At 45.6% G+C, this 14466-nt stretch carries 13 protein-coding genes; 7 read left to right on the top strand and 6 right to left on the bottom strand.

What is annotated here, in order from left to right; genetic code table 11:
* Window positions 1-4 precede the first annotated feature (4 nt).
* Entirely contained in the window at window positions 5-748 is a 744-nt protein-coding gene (locus tag G9G54_RS22760) for a succinylglutamate desuccinylase/aspartoacylase domain-containing protein (protein ID WP_165179727.1), read from the top strand.
* A 102-nt stretch (window positions 749-850) separates the two neighbouring features.
* Here the strand turns inward: G9G54_RS22760 and G9G54_RS22755 are convergent, their stop codons facing one another.
* Window positions 851-2194, bottom strand: a complete 1344-nt coding sequence (locus tag G9G54_RS22755; protein WP_165179726.1) for a sugar phosphate nucleotidyltransferase — start codon at window positions 2192-2194, stop codon at window positions 851-853.
* A gap of 62 nt (window positions 2195-2256) precedes the next feature.
* A complete protein-coding gene (locus G9G54_RS22750; protein ID WP_165179725.1) occupies window positions 2257-3093 on the bottom strand; it encodes a DUF6492 family protein in 837 nt (278 codons plus the stop codon).
* Window positions 3094-3300: 207 nt separating this feature from the next.
* Between G9G54_RS22750 and G9G54_RS22745 the strand changes: the two genes are divergently transcribed.
* The gene (locus G9G54_RS22745; RefSeq protein WP_165179724.1) at window positions 3301-4164 is read left to right on the top strand and encodes a YheC/YheD family protein; all 864 of its coding nucleotides are present in this window, start codon (window positions 3301-3303) and stop codon (window positions 4162-4164) included.
* An 86-nt stretch (window positions 4165-4250) separates the two neighbouring features.
* On the opposite strand, the gene G9G54_RS22740 is transcribed toward G9G54_RS22745, so the two are convergent.
* Window positions 4251-4733: a DinB family protein gene (locus G9G54_RS22740; RefSeq protein WP_165179723.1), complete on the bottom strand. Its 483-nt coding sequence runs from the start codon at window positions 4731-4733 to the stop codon at window positions 4251-4253.
* 137 nt (window positions 4734-4870) lie between these two features.
* Between G9G54_RS22740 and G9G54_RS22735 the strand changes: the two genes are divergently transcribed.
* Window positions 4871-5419 carry a CGNR zinc finger domain-containing protein gene (locus G9G54_RS22735; protein ID WP_165179722.1) on the top strand — a complete coding sequence of 183 codons (549 nt, stop codon included), beginning with the start codon at window positions 4871-4873 and terminating at the stop codon, window positions 5417-5419.
* Window positions 5420-5614: 195 nt separating this feature from the next.
* Complete coding sequence (locus G9G54_RS22730; protein ID WP_165179721.1) at window positions 5615-6394, top strand: ABC transporter ATP-binding protein; 780 nt, start codon at window positions 5615-5617, stop codon at window positions 6392-6394.
* A 17-nt stretch (window positions 6395-6411) separates the two neighbouring features.
* Here G9G54_RS22730 and G9G54_RS22725 read toward each other — a convergent pair whose 3' ends face one another.
* Together G9G54_RS22725 and trhO are read right to left on the bottom strand one after the other, a co-directional pair.
* A complete protein-coding gene (locus tag G9G54_RS22725; RefSeq protein WP_165179720.1) occupies window positions 6412-7332 on the bottom strand; it encodes an AEC family transporter in 921 nt (306 codons plus the stop codon).
* Between the two features lie 209 nt (window positions 7333-7541).
* The gene (trhO, locus tag G9G54_RS22720; protein ID WP_165179719.1) at window positions 7542-8435 is read right to left on the bottom strand and encodes an oxygen-dependent tRNA uridine(34) hydroxylase TrhO; all 894 of its coding nucleotides are present in this window, start codon (window positions 8433-8435) and stop codon (window positions 7542-7544) included.
* 210 nt (window positions 8436-8645) lie between these two features.
* Between trhO and G9G54_RS22715 the strand changes: the two genes are divergently transcribed.
* From G9G54_RS22715 to G9G54_RS22700, 3 genes are all read left to right on the top strand, one after another.
* Complete coding sequence (locus G9G54_RS22715; protein WP_165179718.1) at window positions 8646-9935, top strand: glycoside hydrolase family 27 protein; 1290 nt, start codon at window positions 8646-8648, stop codon at window positions 9933-9935.
* 227 nt (window positions 9936-10162) lie between these two features.
* Window positions 10163-11206 (top strand): carbohydrate kinase family protein, encoded by a 1044-nt coding sequence (locus tag G9G54_RS22710; protein ID WP_061830151.1) that lies wholly within the window; start codon window positions 10163-10165, stop codon window positions 11204-11206.
* Window positions 11207-11853: 647 nt separating this feature from the next.
* On the top strand, window positions 11854-13593 hold the full coding sequence (locus G9G54_RS22700; RefSeq protein ID WP_165179717.1) for a proline--tRNA ligase: 1740 nt from the start codon (window positions 11854-11856) through the stop codon (window positions 13591-13593).
* On the opposite strand, the gene G9G54_RS22695 is transcribed toward G9G54_RS22700, so the two are convergent.
* Complete coding sequence (locus tag G9G54_RS22695; protein WP_165179716.1) at window positions 13590-14336, bottom strand: spermidine synthase; 747 nt, start codon at window positions 14334-14336, stop codon at window positions 13590-13592. The two genes, G9G54_RS22700 and G9G54_RS22695, sit on opposite strands and share 4 nt — an antisense overlap.
* Between the last annotated feature and the right edge of the window lie 130 nt (window positions 14337-14466).

The following is a 14466-nucleotide window of genomic DNA, read 5'->3' as shown; positions in this document are numbered from 1 at the left end:
GGGGATGCAGGTCAAACGTTATATGCTCGGAAAGGGCTCTTGGGCAACTCCTTATTATATAGCCACAGGGGGACAGAAAGGTCCGTGTGTGATGGTGGTGGCGGGGATACATGGTAAAGAAATAGCAAGCATACGCGCTGCCGAGAAACTGGTGAAGCTTTTGAATCAGCAAAAACTGCGATTTAGCCAGGGTAAGCTTATAATTGTACCGATTGTAAATCAAGAGGCTTACCGCAAACGGATTAGAGGAATACCTGATCTTAATCGAACCTTTCCGCGCAAAAAAAAGCAGCTGGCAACACAACCACTTTCCGCTGATCTATTCAAATTAACACAAAAGCATCAACCAGAATGGTATCTCGACTTGCATGAGGCCAATGGATTGTCACAGAAGGATGCCAAGGTGCTTGGTCAAACGCTAATCACCAACAAGGCCAATCTGGTGGTTCCTACGGTTCGTCGGATTATTAAGCGAATGAATCGCTCCATCCAGGTGAGCGACCGACATTTCAATATTCGGCTGCATGAGCTTCCAGGTTCCTCCCGCACTGCTGCAGCCCGTATTTTAGGTGCACGTGCGGTTACGGTGGAAACGGGTTGGAGCCTGCCCAAGAAAGTACGCATACACTATCAGTTGGAGATCGTCCAGCATTTTTTAAAAGAAGCCGGAATAGTCAAAGGCAACGAGGTTTATTTATCTGCTAAGGTTAGAACGGTTACCTCAAGAAAATATTGCATTACAAAATAAAATCGCTTCTGGAGCAAGGATTTTTCACCTTGCTCAGGAGCGATTTTTATGTGCGACCTTCGTTCAGAATCCGTGGCGTGCTGATATTATATCTATGTGTTGTCAGGCCTCGGATTTATAGAAGGCGTTCACCAAGCTGTTCCCCAGACGTACCTCAATCAGCTCCAGTGGTGTATCCAGATCGGCACGGATCGTGTGATACGTATCGACCGGAATGCTAAATACAGAACCGCTTGCCGCAGCAAAACGTTCTCCGTTCAGCATGACCTCTCCCCGGCCGGACACGATCGTCCATACTTTAAGTCCACTGCCGTGAAGACGGCCATTCAAGCGGTGATCTGGCAGTACCGTCAGCCGTATGGCCAGTATATCATTCAGACTTCGATGATCAAATTCGTCCAGCACCCGGTAACTGCCCCAAGAAGTTTCGCCATGCTTGGGATGTAGTTGAAGTTTGCCTAGCTGCTCCTTGATTACGTGGGCATGGCTCTTGGACGCAATGAGAATGCCGTCGGGACTCGCAGCTGCAATAATATCTTCCACGCCAATGACATGAAGTGGATAGGGCAGCTCATTAACGATGTGCGTGCCATGAGTCTGCCCACTAATCTTTCCACGCCCGATCACTTGGCTGCTTAGCTGCTCTGTTAGGGCCTGCCAGTTGCCGATGTCGTGCCATTCGCCATCGTAGGGCAGGACGATGGCATGTTCGGCACGCTCTGCAATCTCCTCGTCGAAACTGCGAACGGGGAGGCTATCATACATTGCGCATAATGCTTTATCGTTCAGCGGCAAATAACTTCGCTCCATACAGGACAGCATATACCGTAATGTAAAAGCGTAAATACCACAGTTCCACAGCGCACCCTGATGAATAAGCTGCTGTGCCCCGGAATGATCCGGCTTTTCTGTGAAGCGAGCAACTTGCGCATAAGAAGGTTTCCCTTCCCGTATCATTTGCAGACCCGGAACGACATAGCCGTATTGATCGGAGGGATGAGTGGGCCTTGTCCCAAGCATAGCCAGATCGGCTCCACTCTCAAGCAATAAGTCGGAGAGCGCTGCTATGCTATGGAAGAAATCCTCTCCTGCAAACATGTCCGCTGGAGCGATGCAGAGAACTTCATCCAGCCCCATGCCTCTGGTGTGAAAATAAGCAGCCGCCAGTGCAGCAGCGGTGAAGGTTCCCCGTTTGGCAGGTTCGCCTAGAACGGGCAGACGACCTTCTGTATGGCGAAAGGCTAGATTTACCTGACTCCGATGAGCCAGAAGCAGGGCAGAGGAATCTAGCCCGGCTAAGGTAAGCTGACGGTACACCCGGCCGAGCATAGATTCCTTTCGCCCGTCAGGAGCGGACAACAACCGGAGAAACAGCTTCGACCGGATTTCGTTGGATAGTGGCCATAGCCGTTTTCCGGCACCACCGCATAACAATACGATGCGCACGGACGTTTCCTCCTTCAATGCAGATCCATTTTGGACTGCATCATTTTGCAGGATTTTAAGAACTATTTTAGCGATGATTCAATCTTTGTTTTTGGAGCAAGCTGATACACCTTGCGTTGATGAAAAGATAAGGAGCGATAGCTCTTGGCCAAGACATCCAATTGTTTTTGCGACAGGGAAGAAGCCCGACGATGAAGCGCTTTATTCAATGACTTGCGCAAAATCATCCGAGAGGGTTGATTGCTGTATAAATAATTGGCATACGTTTCATATTCGGAAAACCCAAACTGTTTTGTCCGGTCTATACTGTGGATAATTGCGTTGTACCAAGGTTTCCTATGTCGTGCCTCGATAACTTGCTTGAGCTGGGTAAGCCGAGCTTTTTCAAAAAGCATATAGTGAGTAACAAAGGACTTTGGTGAGGGCGCTTTAACGCCCATCAAATTGTGATAGGTGCGAAAATACTCAGGCTGGCTCCAGCTGCGGTAGTAAAAAATTGTTTTTCCGTCTTTACGGAACGTATGTGGACGAATCAAAATCGTGTCTGCGTCAATGACGAGAAAAAAAGAGGCTTTACTGATTTTGTCGCCATTCATTTTGAGTAATTGTTGATACAGCCAGCCTGAACGGTCCCAGCGCGTTGTCCCGTAATGAATATGTTTTTTGGTGATGGGCAGCACCGTTTTTTCGTCTATAAATGTACATTTCTTGTTTGCGCACAGACGGCGAATCCCGGTGCTTTGTGGTGAAACGATATAAATAGTTCCAATTCGGTGCTGCACGTGACGGCGCAGACTGTCAATCACCAGCGGTAGTGTGGCAATATCTTTATCAATTGCTGGAATCAGAACATCGATTGTAAGGGAACCCTTCCGTGGCCCATCCGATTGCGCTGACATGTTATTCACTCCCTATATGTGCAATATACGCTCCCAGCGTCTCCCAATATCTTATGCTTGGACAGGCGCTTTCGACCGGGCAAGGTCAAACGTCCATTTCTATGCAGGACAGGGCTGATGAAGCTTCGAATGAGGAGTTAGCGCATACGATAGATTGATCTTTTTTAACAGGAGCGTTCTACCTGAGAGTAGAGAGGAGAGGGGTAAGTGAATTCTTCACAAGCGCAGGCGTTGCGCAGCAAATGGCATAAAACCCAATTGTTGCTCCAGCATGGCAGCATCAAACCTTATATACCTGAAACTCGCAAATATAACAAAGCAAATTTGAAGTCAATGCTGGAGAAGTACGGTATGGTCTATGTAAAACCCGAGCGAGGTACCTTTGGCAAAGGTGTAATGAGAGTAGAGCAGGAGGCCGGCCAGCGTTTCGCCTATCAATATGAGGAAACGCGTCAGGAATTTAAACATTTGGATGCACTATATACCAGCATATCGAAGCATACAGGAAAGAAGAGCTATCTCATTCAAAAGGGAATCCATTTGCTACGCCATCAAATGCGTTATTTTGATATCCGGGTCATGGTGCAGCGTAATGAAAAAGGGCTATGGGAGTCTACCGGAATTATTGGACGTCTTGGTCATCCCCGTAAAATCGTGACCAACTATCATAGTGGTGGTAAGCCGATGGCCTTGGAGCAGTTACTAAAATCCCATTTATCGCAAGGCAAGCAGGGGGAGCTGGTTAAGAAACTAAATGAACTGGGTCTTACCATCGCCAAACAACTACAAAAAACATATCCGAAATTCCGGCAAATTGGTGTGGACATTGGACTGGATCATCGCTTTATCCCGTGGATTATTGAGGTGAATACGAAGCCGGACCCATATATTTTTAACCAATTAACAGATAAGTCCATGTACCGTAAAGTGTTAAGCTATTGGCGACTAGCTAATGAAAAAAGGAAGGTCTCCGTCCCAAGCAAAGATACAAATAAAGATAAGAATAAAGACAAGAGTAAAGATAAAAATAAGAATGTAATTAAAGATTCAAAAAAAGAAAAAATATCTTGACTAGTGGATTGCTTCATTGCCAGCAGTTCATACAGAAAAAAGGATGAATTTTTCATAATTCATCCTTTTTATTTAAGATTACATTTTTAAGCTCGCCAAGTCCCCAATTGTTTGCGTATAAGTACGATTTGTCCGCTATGATATGCATCGTGCAGCGTCCACCGCGATAATTCAGCACCGAGAGTGTCGGAGCCGAGAGGCTTATCTAGATCAGCATCATTCAGAGCAGTAATGGCGACAAGCAGTTGGTTTACAAGAGCCTCCGCTTCTTTCAGCGTCTCGTGCCATCCTTTATGGTCTTCAGCATCCCCTGGCGGACCGAATGTCTCATCGTTGCTTATTCCAGTTGAACTTATAGGTCGGTCAGTTAAACGTCTCAAAATACGCTCATTGTAATAATTAATGTGACGAACCGTTTGCCAAATCGTGTTTCCTCCACCTGGTGGTGTCCAAGTGGCCTCCTGTGTATTCACACCGTGAAGTGCTGCGGCAAGAGGAACAATCCATTCTTCCTTATCCCATGAATTTTCTCGTTGCAATACCAGCATATTTACTCGATCTCGGCTCACCTAACCCAACTCCTTTTGTAGGGATGTAACTAGCTAAACATAGGATAAATCGTTACAATTAACAATGTAGCATGACAAATTAAGATTTGCAACCAGTTAAAGTTATTTTAGTGGTTACAGATGGTGGAGGAACTCTTTTGAATACACTTTGGACTGATTTTGTAAACAGCGAATGGCACGATTGGAGGGGGAGCGGACGTTCAGAAGATCGTTTGTTGAAGCCCGAATGGCAAAATGAATTTCTTATGCGGTGGCAATTTACCGCTTCGGTCCCAGCCAGTGCGGAAGATATCGAAGAAATGCAAATTCTCCGGCGGGAATTACGTAGCCTCGCTGAGCACCTGACTTCTGGCGGACAAATGACAACTGATCTGGTGGATATGATTAACCGAAAGATGATGGAAGGGGGGCCGGTCACTCGCTTATTAAAGCAACAGGATGAGCATTTCAGCATTGTGCTGGAACCCGTGGCAAATGGTTGGAAAAAAGTGCTGGCAGAGGTTGTAGCCGATTTTGCCCAGGCACTTGTCAATAGCGGCGGCTCTAGAATTCGTATTTGCGATAATACCGATTGCCGATGGGTATTTTACGATGATACCCGAAATCGGTCAAAGCGATTTTGCGACGATAAGATGTGCGGGAATTTGATGAAGGTACGCCGTTTTCGCGAGCGTAAGAAAAAGTAGATGAAGCGAGAGAATTTACATGAGCAGTACATGTTGAGCCCACTCCTACATGAACAATGGAGTGGGCTATTTAAAATTGAACAACCTGTGACCCTGTGCTATGCTTACATGAAAGAGAAGCTAGACGTACTAACGATGATCTTTACTATGCGTATAAACATCTGATGATACGACGAATAGAAAGGATGTACAGCCATGAATTCTGTCATTGAACTTAATAATGTAAGCTGGAAGAGAGATAACCGCACCATATTGGACCAAATCAATTGGCAGGTAGCTGAGGGAGAGCACTGGGCTGTACTCGGCTTGAATGGGTCAGGTAAAACAACGATGCTCAATATGATTAACGGTTACATATGGCCAACCACAGGTAGTGTCGGTGTATTGGGCCATACCTTTGGGGATGTGGATCTGAGGGAGCTGCGCAAATCTATTGGTTGGGTCAGTTCCTCTTTACAGGAAAGAATTAATGGGAGTCAGCGTACGCAGGATGTTGTCATTAGCGGCAAATTTGCCTCCATTGGACTTTATGATCAGACGACGGATACAGAGTATGAACAGGCCGTTCAGCTTATGACGCAACTGGGGTGTGCTCATCTCGTGGATCGGTTGTATCAGGGATGCTCACAGGGAGAAAAGCAAAAAGTGCTTATCGCCCGCGCATTAATGGCCTCGCCCAAGCTACTTATTTTGGACGAGGCGTGTAATGGTTTGGACTTTTTCTCCCGGGAAGCATTGCTGGATAGCATTCGTCAGCTGTCCGAGACGCCGACTTCGCCGAATTTACTGTATGTTACACATCATATCGAAGAAATTCTACCGATGTACACGCATACGATTCTAATCCGCCGGGGCACGGTATTTGCCAAAGGTAAAACGACTGATATTCTGAGCAGTGACACGCTTAGTGCTTTTTTTGAAACGCCTGTACAAGTAGAATGGAGACAGGATCGTGCATGGCTCTCTATGGTGTAGAGAGTCTTTTTTTCTCGCTAACCTGCTACCAACATAATAGGCAATATCAGGAATGAGGCAAGCGTACTCCACAGGATGCAGGTGGAAACCAGTTTTGGCGATGCATTAAATTTTTCTGCTAAAATGACAGCATTCACAGCAACTGGCATCGAGGCCAGAATGAAGAGAACGGAGAACAAAAGGCCTGAAATTCCGAGTATCAGCATAGCAAGACAAGCCGCAAGCGGAGAGAGAAGTAGCCGAATTGTTAGTCCGGCGTAGCTGGCTTTTTTAATAGACGACTCCAGTTTGAATATTTTTACATAAGCCATCTGGGTACCAAGGATCGCCAGCACGACTGGAGAATAGGCGGCAGCAATCATCGAGACGCCCGACTGAATGCCAGAGGGAAGATGCCAGTCCAGCAGCCGCAGTCCCATGGCGAGTAGAGCTGCATAGATCGCAGGAAGTGAAAATACCGACTTAACAGCACTTTGAACAGAAAATTCAGAGCGGGCTGCAAAGTAAACGCCAATGGTATTGACCATAATCATCTGGATGACGACATACACGGAGGCTTTATCCAAACCGAGCTGCCCAAAGGCAAGTAAAATAAGGGGCAGGCCATAATTTGCACTATTGGTCAGCGTGGAGATTAAGGTAAGTCCAGCCGTTTCCGGAGTGCTCAGTCTAAAGATTTTCCCCGCTAATTGTGCAATTCCCCACAACAGCAGCAGGTTCAGTATTGAAAAAGCGGCAGTCTGCGCTACATCATGCCAAGAAAGCTGTGCTTTGAGTAGCGTGTCCAGAATCATGGCGGGGCTTAAAAAATATAAATACAAAGTCGAGAGCGGTTTCGTTTCCAGCTTCATGAATTTTCCGAGTAAAAATCCGGCGATCACTGGAATGGACAGCGGAACGATAACGGATAATAGAGTTGAAAGTACGATTTGTATCATGAATTCCACCCATCCTTTCTGTAATGACATTTTCCATTATAAGGCGCTACTTTCGAGCCCGTCCAAGATGAAAACACAATCAAGGTCATAGGTATATACTATGAAGCCTTCGACACTTATTGTGAAAACAATAAAAGGGATGCCCTATTAGCCGTTTATCATGGCTGTGGGCATCCCTTTTATTATAATGAACCAATGATACTGCCGATTTATGCAGTAGCGACGGTTTCCGCTTTGGTTCGGCAATCATCAGAGCAATAGTGCTGATGCTGTTCTTCGCAATCCGGACACACGATATGCTGGAGATTGCACACCGGGCAGTTGATATAATGATCGCTTGGCGTTTCACAATGGAAGCACTTGCCGACAATGACGTCTTCATCCGTATGATTGATCGGAATGGAGATTCGTTCGTCAAATACGTAGCATTTACCGTCAAACAAACGTCCTTGTACTTCCGGGTCCTTGCTGTAAGTCACAATGCCGCCATCCAACTGGCCTACATCGTTAAACCCTTCTTTGATCAGAAGACCGGACAACTTTTCGCAACGGATACCTCCGGTGCAGTACGTCAGGATTTTCTTGTCTTTGAACTGAGTCATATTGTCGCGAATCCATTGTGGAAATTCACGGAACGATTCGACTTCAGGGCGAATAGCCCCGCGGAAATGACCGATGTCATATTCATAGTCATTACGTCCGTCCAGAACAACTACATCTTCAGCTTGAAGCTGTTCATAAAACTCCTTTGGTGACAGCCGCTTACCGCTAATTACATTAGGGTCCAGTTCATCCTCATGACGCAGCGTAACTAGCTCCTGACGATGGCGTACAAATATTTTCTTGAACGCATGACCGTCAGACTCATCTATTTTAATAACAATATCGTGGAATTTCGGATTGGCGCGCAAATCACGCATATATTGCTCCGTTTGCTCTACTGTACCAGACAGTGTTCCGTTGATTCCTTCTGCAGCAATCAAGATTCTTCCCTTGATACCCAGCTCCTTGCAGTAAGCCAGATGCTCTGCCGTAAAGGTGGCAGGGTCTTCTATGTTGACATATTTGTAAAACAACAAAATTCGATAAGCATGTTTACACACGTAAAATCACCCTCTGATTCAAGTCAAAGTTTTTTAACAAGCAATTTTAAATGTACCACATTCTTTAAGTTAGTCAACTTAAATGTATAAAAAGTGGAAATGGAAAAGATGACGAGCGACAAAAGTAAGGGTTTACATTATAATAGTAACGTAGTAATGAGGGGATTTCTGGTAGCAGGATGAGTTTTACAAGGTGAAAGGATGAATGAAATGAAACATCATTTGACAGCGCATACACCACCTATGGGGTGGAATAGCTGGGATTGCTACGGTGCAGCAGTACGGGAAGAGGAAGTACGGGGAAATGCTCAATATATGGCGGAGCACCTGAAGGAATATGGTTGGGAATATGTCGTGGTGGATATTCAGTGGTATGAGTCAGGAGCAGTTTCTTCACAGTATCGCCCGTTCGTCCCATTGGAAATGGATTCATTTTCACGTCTTATTCCAGCGGTGAATCGTTTTCCTTCGGCAGCAGATGGACGAGGCTTCCAAGCTCTTGCGGAATATGTACACAGTCTGGGATTGAAATTTGGTATACATATTATGAGAGGCATCTCCCGTCAGGCGGTGCACCGGGATACCCCAATTTTGGGAACCACATCCACGGCGAGACAAATTGCGCATCCCAACTCTATTTGTCCCTGGAACACAGATATGTATGGGGTAGATGCATCCAAGGAAGGCGCACAGGAGTACTATAATTCGTTGTTTGACCTGTATGCGGAATGGGGTGTGGATTTTGTCAAAGTAGATGACATTGCTGCATCACGTCTCTATGGTATTCATTTGGCGGAAATTGAATTGATTAGGCGGGCTATCGCCCAATGCGGACGTCCGATGGTGCTGAGTCTATCACCTGGTCCTGCACCGCTGGAGCATGCATCTGATTTAATTGCAAACGCGAATATGTGGCGTATGACTGATGACTTCTGGGATGTATGGCCTTTACTGTATGGTATGTTTGAGCGCTGCGAGAAGTGGGCGGAACATGTAGGTCCGGGTCACTGGCCGGATTGCGACATGCTGCCACTAGGTCATCTGGGTATTCGTTCGGTAGATTCGGTGGATTCCGGCAGCCATGACCGATGGACACGCTTTACGAAGGATGAGCAGCTAACGATGATGACCTTGTGGAGCATTTTCCGGTCTCCACTGATGTTCGGGGGAGAACTGCGGGATAATGATGCATGGACCCTTTCCTTGCTAACGAATGAAGAAGTGTTAAATGCTCATCGCAACGGTTTGAATGCGCGGCAGGTGTACAGAAAGGATGAACATATCGTTTGGACTTCACATAACGGGGAAGGTCATGTATACGCAGCTTTGTTTAATGCTGGAGATGAAGCTTCAAAGGTGCGTGTATCCTTAAAAGACCTTGGTATTGAAGGAAAGGCAAATGCCAGAGATTTGTGGAACCATGTGAATTTAGGTGTTTTAACACAAGAACTGTCCGCAGATTTACCTCCTCACGGAGCAGCTCTATTTATTTTGAAATAATGTAAGGAAGAACTATGCGCAGTTCCAACCCAATCACCCTATCGTAAAAGTGGAAGGTAAACTTTACAATAGGGTGATTTTTTTGCATGTGTAACTTTAGGATATTTTAACGAACTCGACATTATTCTTGGGAATATGACATTTGGAACGTGTTAATTTTATATAGTGCCTATTTCTGTACAAATTTAAATCATTCTAACGAATAGACTCGAGAAAGGAGTCAAATGATGAAATTAAAAAAAATCCACAAAAATGAACAGGACGAGCCTTGGCCCTCTAGCAAACCAATATTATGTATCGGGGGGGCCAATCTGGATCGTAAAATCATGATTAAAGGTACATTTCAGCTTCATACCTCCAATCCAAGCAGTACAAGGCTGCAATCTTGCGGTGGGGTAGCACGAAATGTAGCCGAAAATTTAGGGAGGTTGAGCCAACGGGTCAGCCTGCTAACTGCGGTTGGGGACGATGCGGAAGGTGAATTTATTATTGAACAGTCCAGCCGTTACATGCACGTGGTTCCTCTGCAAGTCAAAGGTGAACCGTCAACTGGGGTTTATACTGCCTTGCTGAATGAGCGTGGTGAACTGATTGTAGCGACAGCAGAAATGGAGATTTATGATCAGATTCGTCCTTCAGTAATTTATGAAAATACTCCTTTAATCGCCTCGTCCCGACTCGTTCTGCTGGACACTAATTTCTCTATGAACGTAATTGCAGCCACCATACATGTCTGCCATGAACATCGGGTTCCGATTGTCGTTTCTTCGGTATCGGCCTCCAAGATGAGAAAGCTTCCCCGAAATTTGCATGGAGTGGAATGGCTGGTATGTAAACCGGTGGAGGCTGAAGCTTATTTGGGGCTAGAACTTACAGATGATCAGCATATGTTGGATGCCACCCGGATTTTTCACAAACTTGGGGTTCAAAATGTCATTTTTATCTGTGGTGCTGATCGAGTTTTGTACGCCTCTCAGGATGGAACTCATGGACAAATTCCTATGCATCCCGTTCAAGAGGTCATTGATGTCACAGGCGCAGATGATGCTTTTATTGCCGGGATGATTTATGGAATCACCCAAGGTTATCCTATGGAGCAAGTGTGCCAATTTGGAATTAGCTGTGTCGACTTGACCCTGCAAACGGATCGGACGGTTTCAGAGACCCTTTCTATGAATAAACTCCATTCTAGGTTTCAGGAGCTGTATGGCACACATTCGCAAAATTTTGTGTTTTTCAAGGGCGTGTATTTTAAAAAGGAAGATACATAAGTAATTAAGAGAACTCTACCCTACAACAGCTCGTACTGGGAGCTACACGTACGTAATGGCCTCAACCAATTAATTGGTAAAAGGAGCATGTTGTCTGATGGACAGCGTGAAATACGTAATTGTTTTTCTGCCACAGTGCCTCCTTTATTTGCTTTTAAAGGGAGGTTCTTTGGTAGAGTCCGCTTTGTTCTGGGTTTTCGCAGGTGTATCCGTTCTAAAGTCTGGCCACTCATTATGCAATAGGGTAACCAACGGAATTTAATTATCTTGAAAATTAAATATCGTTCATGTCCCTGGCTGATCTCAGATAGACGATTATCTCCTTGACTAGAAATTACATTTCGTGTAAAGTGGTGAAAATTGTAATATATAGGAATAGTGTAGACCAAGGATCAAAGGTTCAATACCCGCTGTACAGAGAAGAAACTCATGGGCTGAAAGGTTTCTCGCCGCGAATGAACGTTTCCCTGCCTTGCGAGCTGTAGCGGTTTGTAAGATAAACCGTTACCGGCTAGACGCCGTTATCTGATGAAGGACCGTTCCGTGTATGGCTACGGTCAAATTAGGGTGGTACCACGACACATTCGTCCCTGACGGATGTGTCTTTTTGCGTACATTTTATCGTCCATACAAGGAGGTAGCTACACATGCGCCAAAGCCAATTATTACTGACAACCTTGCGTGAAGCACCCGCAGAGGCCGAAGTGATCAGTCATCAGCTTATGTTGCGGGGAGGATTTATCCGCCAACTGGCGGCTGGAATGTACACCTACATGCCATTGGGCAGACGGGTGCTCAGAAAAGTAGAGCAAATCATACGAGATGAAATGGATCGCGCCGGAGCTGGGGAGCTGCTGATGCCTGTATTGCAGCCAATGGAGCTATGGCAAGAATCAGGGAGATACGATGTTTACGGTCCTGAGCTGATGCGTCTGCAAGATCGACATGATCGAGAGTTTGCATTGGGGCCTACACATGAAGAGGTCATTACGTCTTTAATACGAAATGAAGTGAATTCTTATCGCAAATTGCCTGTAACCCTGTATCAAATTCAAACCAAATTTCGGGATGAACGACGTCCTCGATTTGGCCTGCTTCGCAGCAGAGAATTCTTGATGAAGGATGCCTATTCGTTTGATGCACATTGGGAAGGACTAGATCATACCTATTGGACTATGTTCCAGGCATATCAGCGCATTTTTACCCGCTGCGGTCTGTATTTTCGTGCAGTAGAAGCAGATGCGGGTGCCATTGGTGGCGAAGGTGAAACCCATGAATTTATGGCTCTAGCTGATATTGGAGAGGACACCATTGTAGCATGCACCTGCTGTGAATATGCAGCTAATCTTGAAAAAGCCGTCGCGCGGTCGACGGAGAAAATAGAAATAGCTCCAGTCTCAGATGAAAATGAACTTGTCAGCCATCCTTCTTTTGATACAGCTAAAATGGAAAAATTCCATACTCCAGGCCTACGTACAATAGATCAACTGGTTGAATCGCTTCACATAGAACCTGAAGAAATCATCAAAACACTGATTTATATGGCTGACGATCAACCTGTTGCTGTAGTTGTCAGGGGTGATCATGAGGTTAACGAAGTGAAAGTTAAACATATTTTAGGTAGTGAAAAATTCGAAATAGCAAGTACAGACACCGTGTCAAAGGCGACTGGAACCCCCTCGGGGTTCATAGGCCCATGCGGATTGACGATCCCTGTGTGGGTAGATTACGCCGTTGTCCAAATGTCCAGCGGTATCGCAGGCGCGAATGAGCTGGATTATCATTATCGACATGTGAATCCAAGGCGCGATATAGATCTTCGGCATGTGGCTGACTTGCGGAATGTAATAGAAGGGGATAGATGTCCTCGATGTGACGAAGGGGAATTGAAACTTTATCGTGGGATTGAGATCGGACACGTGTTTAAGCTGGGCACCAAATATAGTGAGAAGCTGGGTGCGACTTTTCTGGATGCATCTGGAACGGAGCAAACGATGATTATGGGCTGCTACGGTATTGGGGTTTCCCGAATCCTTTCTGCCATTGTAGAGCAAAATCATGATCAGAACGGAATGATATGGCCTCATGCGCTGGCCCCGTTTCAAGTTCATATCATTCCGATTTCTGTGAAAGACAGGCTTCAGATGCAATTAGCCGAGAAATTATACAACCAACTGCAGGATCACGGTGTGGAGGTGCTGCTGGACGATCGGGAGGAACGGCCCGGGGTTAAATTCAAAGACTCTGATTTAGTAGGCATTCCCGTGCGCATCGTCGTTGGTAAAGATGCCGAACACGGGAAAGTAGAGTTAGTGGAACGAAAAAGCTGCAACAAAGAGACGATTCATATCGAAGATGTAGAGAGACGGATATTGGAACTACGCTAAGCATCTGTATCCCGTAGAATATGGCCTTCTCCAAGTGTAATCTCATGAAAGTCCGCCATCTGACGTGCCTGAAACCGGATTGGCTTGTCCCGACCTACCATAATGATATTTTGAATGTCGGCAGCGCCTTCCGAGGGGAGCGAGAAAGTTGTGACATAGGCGAATTCTTCACGCAACGTTGTGTGAATGGCATTAATCAGATGGTCGTGTTCACTTTTGCCCATTAAATTCATGATCAGGGAGCCTTCGGAATCCAGCTTTTCTTTGGCCATCTTGAAAAATTCCCAGGATACTAAATGCAAGGGTGTACCCTGCTCTGTGAAGGCGTCCAGAATAATATAGTCATAAGCATCAGACGCTTCCTTCTCCAGAATGCGTCGTCCATCGCCAACAGTTACATTATCCTGATCGTATCCAAAGAATGTTCGGCTGAACTCTACGACTTGTGCATCCAGCTCGGCAATCTTAAAGCGTTTATCTGTAAAATGACCCGCTATTGTACCTATACCGTGCCCAATAACAAATACATCTTCAAATGACGGATCGTTCAGTTCCATGAGATGGATGATTGCTCTAGGATATTCGAACAAAATGCGTTGCGGATGATTCAAGTCCACCGCGCCTTGGATGGCTGTATTTGAAAACTGCATCACCCGAAATAATCCCTTTTCACCGTACAGCTCGGTGGTTTCGTATACTGTGATTTCATGATTATGGCTCAACTTTTTGTACAAGACATCCAATTAAATGATCTCCTTCAAGTCAGACTTCCTCCTCATCTTAGACATGGATAGGGGGATTGTCCATAGATGAGGAGAATTGAAAGTTCATATTTTCAAGCATCCCTAATTAGGTAGAATTGTTTATTTTTCC

The organism is Paenibacillus sp. EKM212P, from assembly GCF_011066115.1.
In the GTDB taxonomy this organism is placed as follows: domain Bacteria; phylum Bacillota; class Bacilli; order Paenibacillales; family Paenibacillaceae; genus Paenibacillus; species Paenibacillus polymyxa_B.
The sequence above is the reverse complement of the archived record's forward strand: the minus strand, read 5'-3'. Positions and strand labels throughout refer to the sequence as shown.

Coding starts and splice junctions, on each gene's coding strand:
- G9G54_RS22760 (WP_165179727.1), top strand. CDS start 5: ATGCAGGTCAAACGTTATATGCTCGGAAAGGGCTCTTGGGCAACTCCT.
- G9G54_RS22725 (WP_165179720.1), bottom strand. CDS start 7,332: ATGATACAAATCGTACTTTCAACTCTATTATCCGTTATCGTTCCGCTG.
- G9G54_RS22700 (WP_165179717.1), top strand. CDS start 11,854: ATGCGCCAAAGCCAATTATTACTGACAACCTTGCGTGAAGCACCCGCA.
- G9G54_RS22710 (WP_061830151.1), top strand. CDS start 10,163: ATGAAATTAAAAAAAATCCACAAAAATGAACAGGACGAGCCTTGGCCC.
- G9G54_RS22715 (WP_165179718.1), top strand. CDS start 8,646: ATGAAACATCATTTGACAGCGCATACACCACCTATGGGGTGGAATAGC.
- G9G54_RS22730 (WP_165179721.1), top strand. CDS start 5,615: ATGAATTCTGTCATTGAACTTAATAATGTAAGCTGGAAGAGAGATAAC.
- G9G54_RS22750 (WP_165179725.1), bottom strand. CDS start 3,093: ATGTCAGCGCAATCGGATGGGCCACGGAAGGGTTCCCTTACAATCGAT.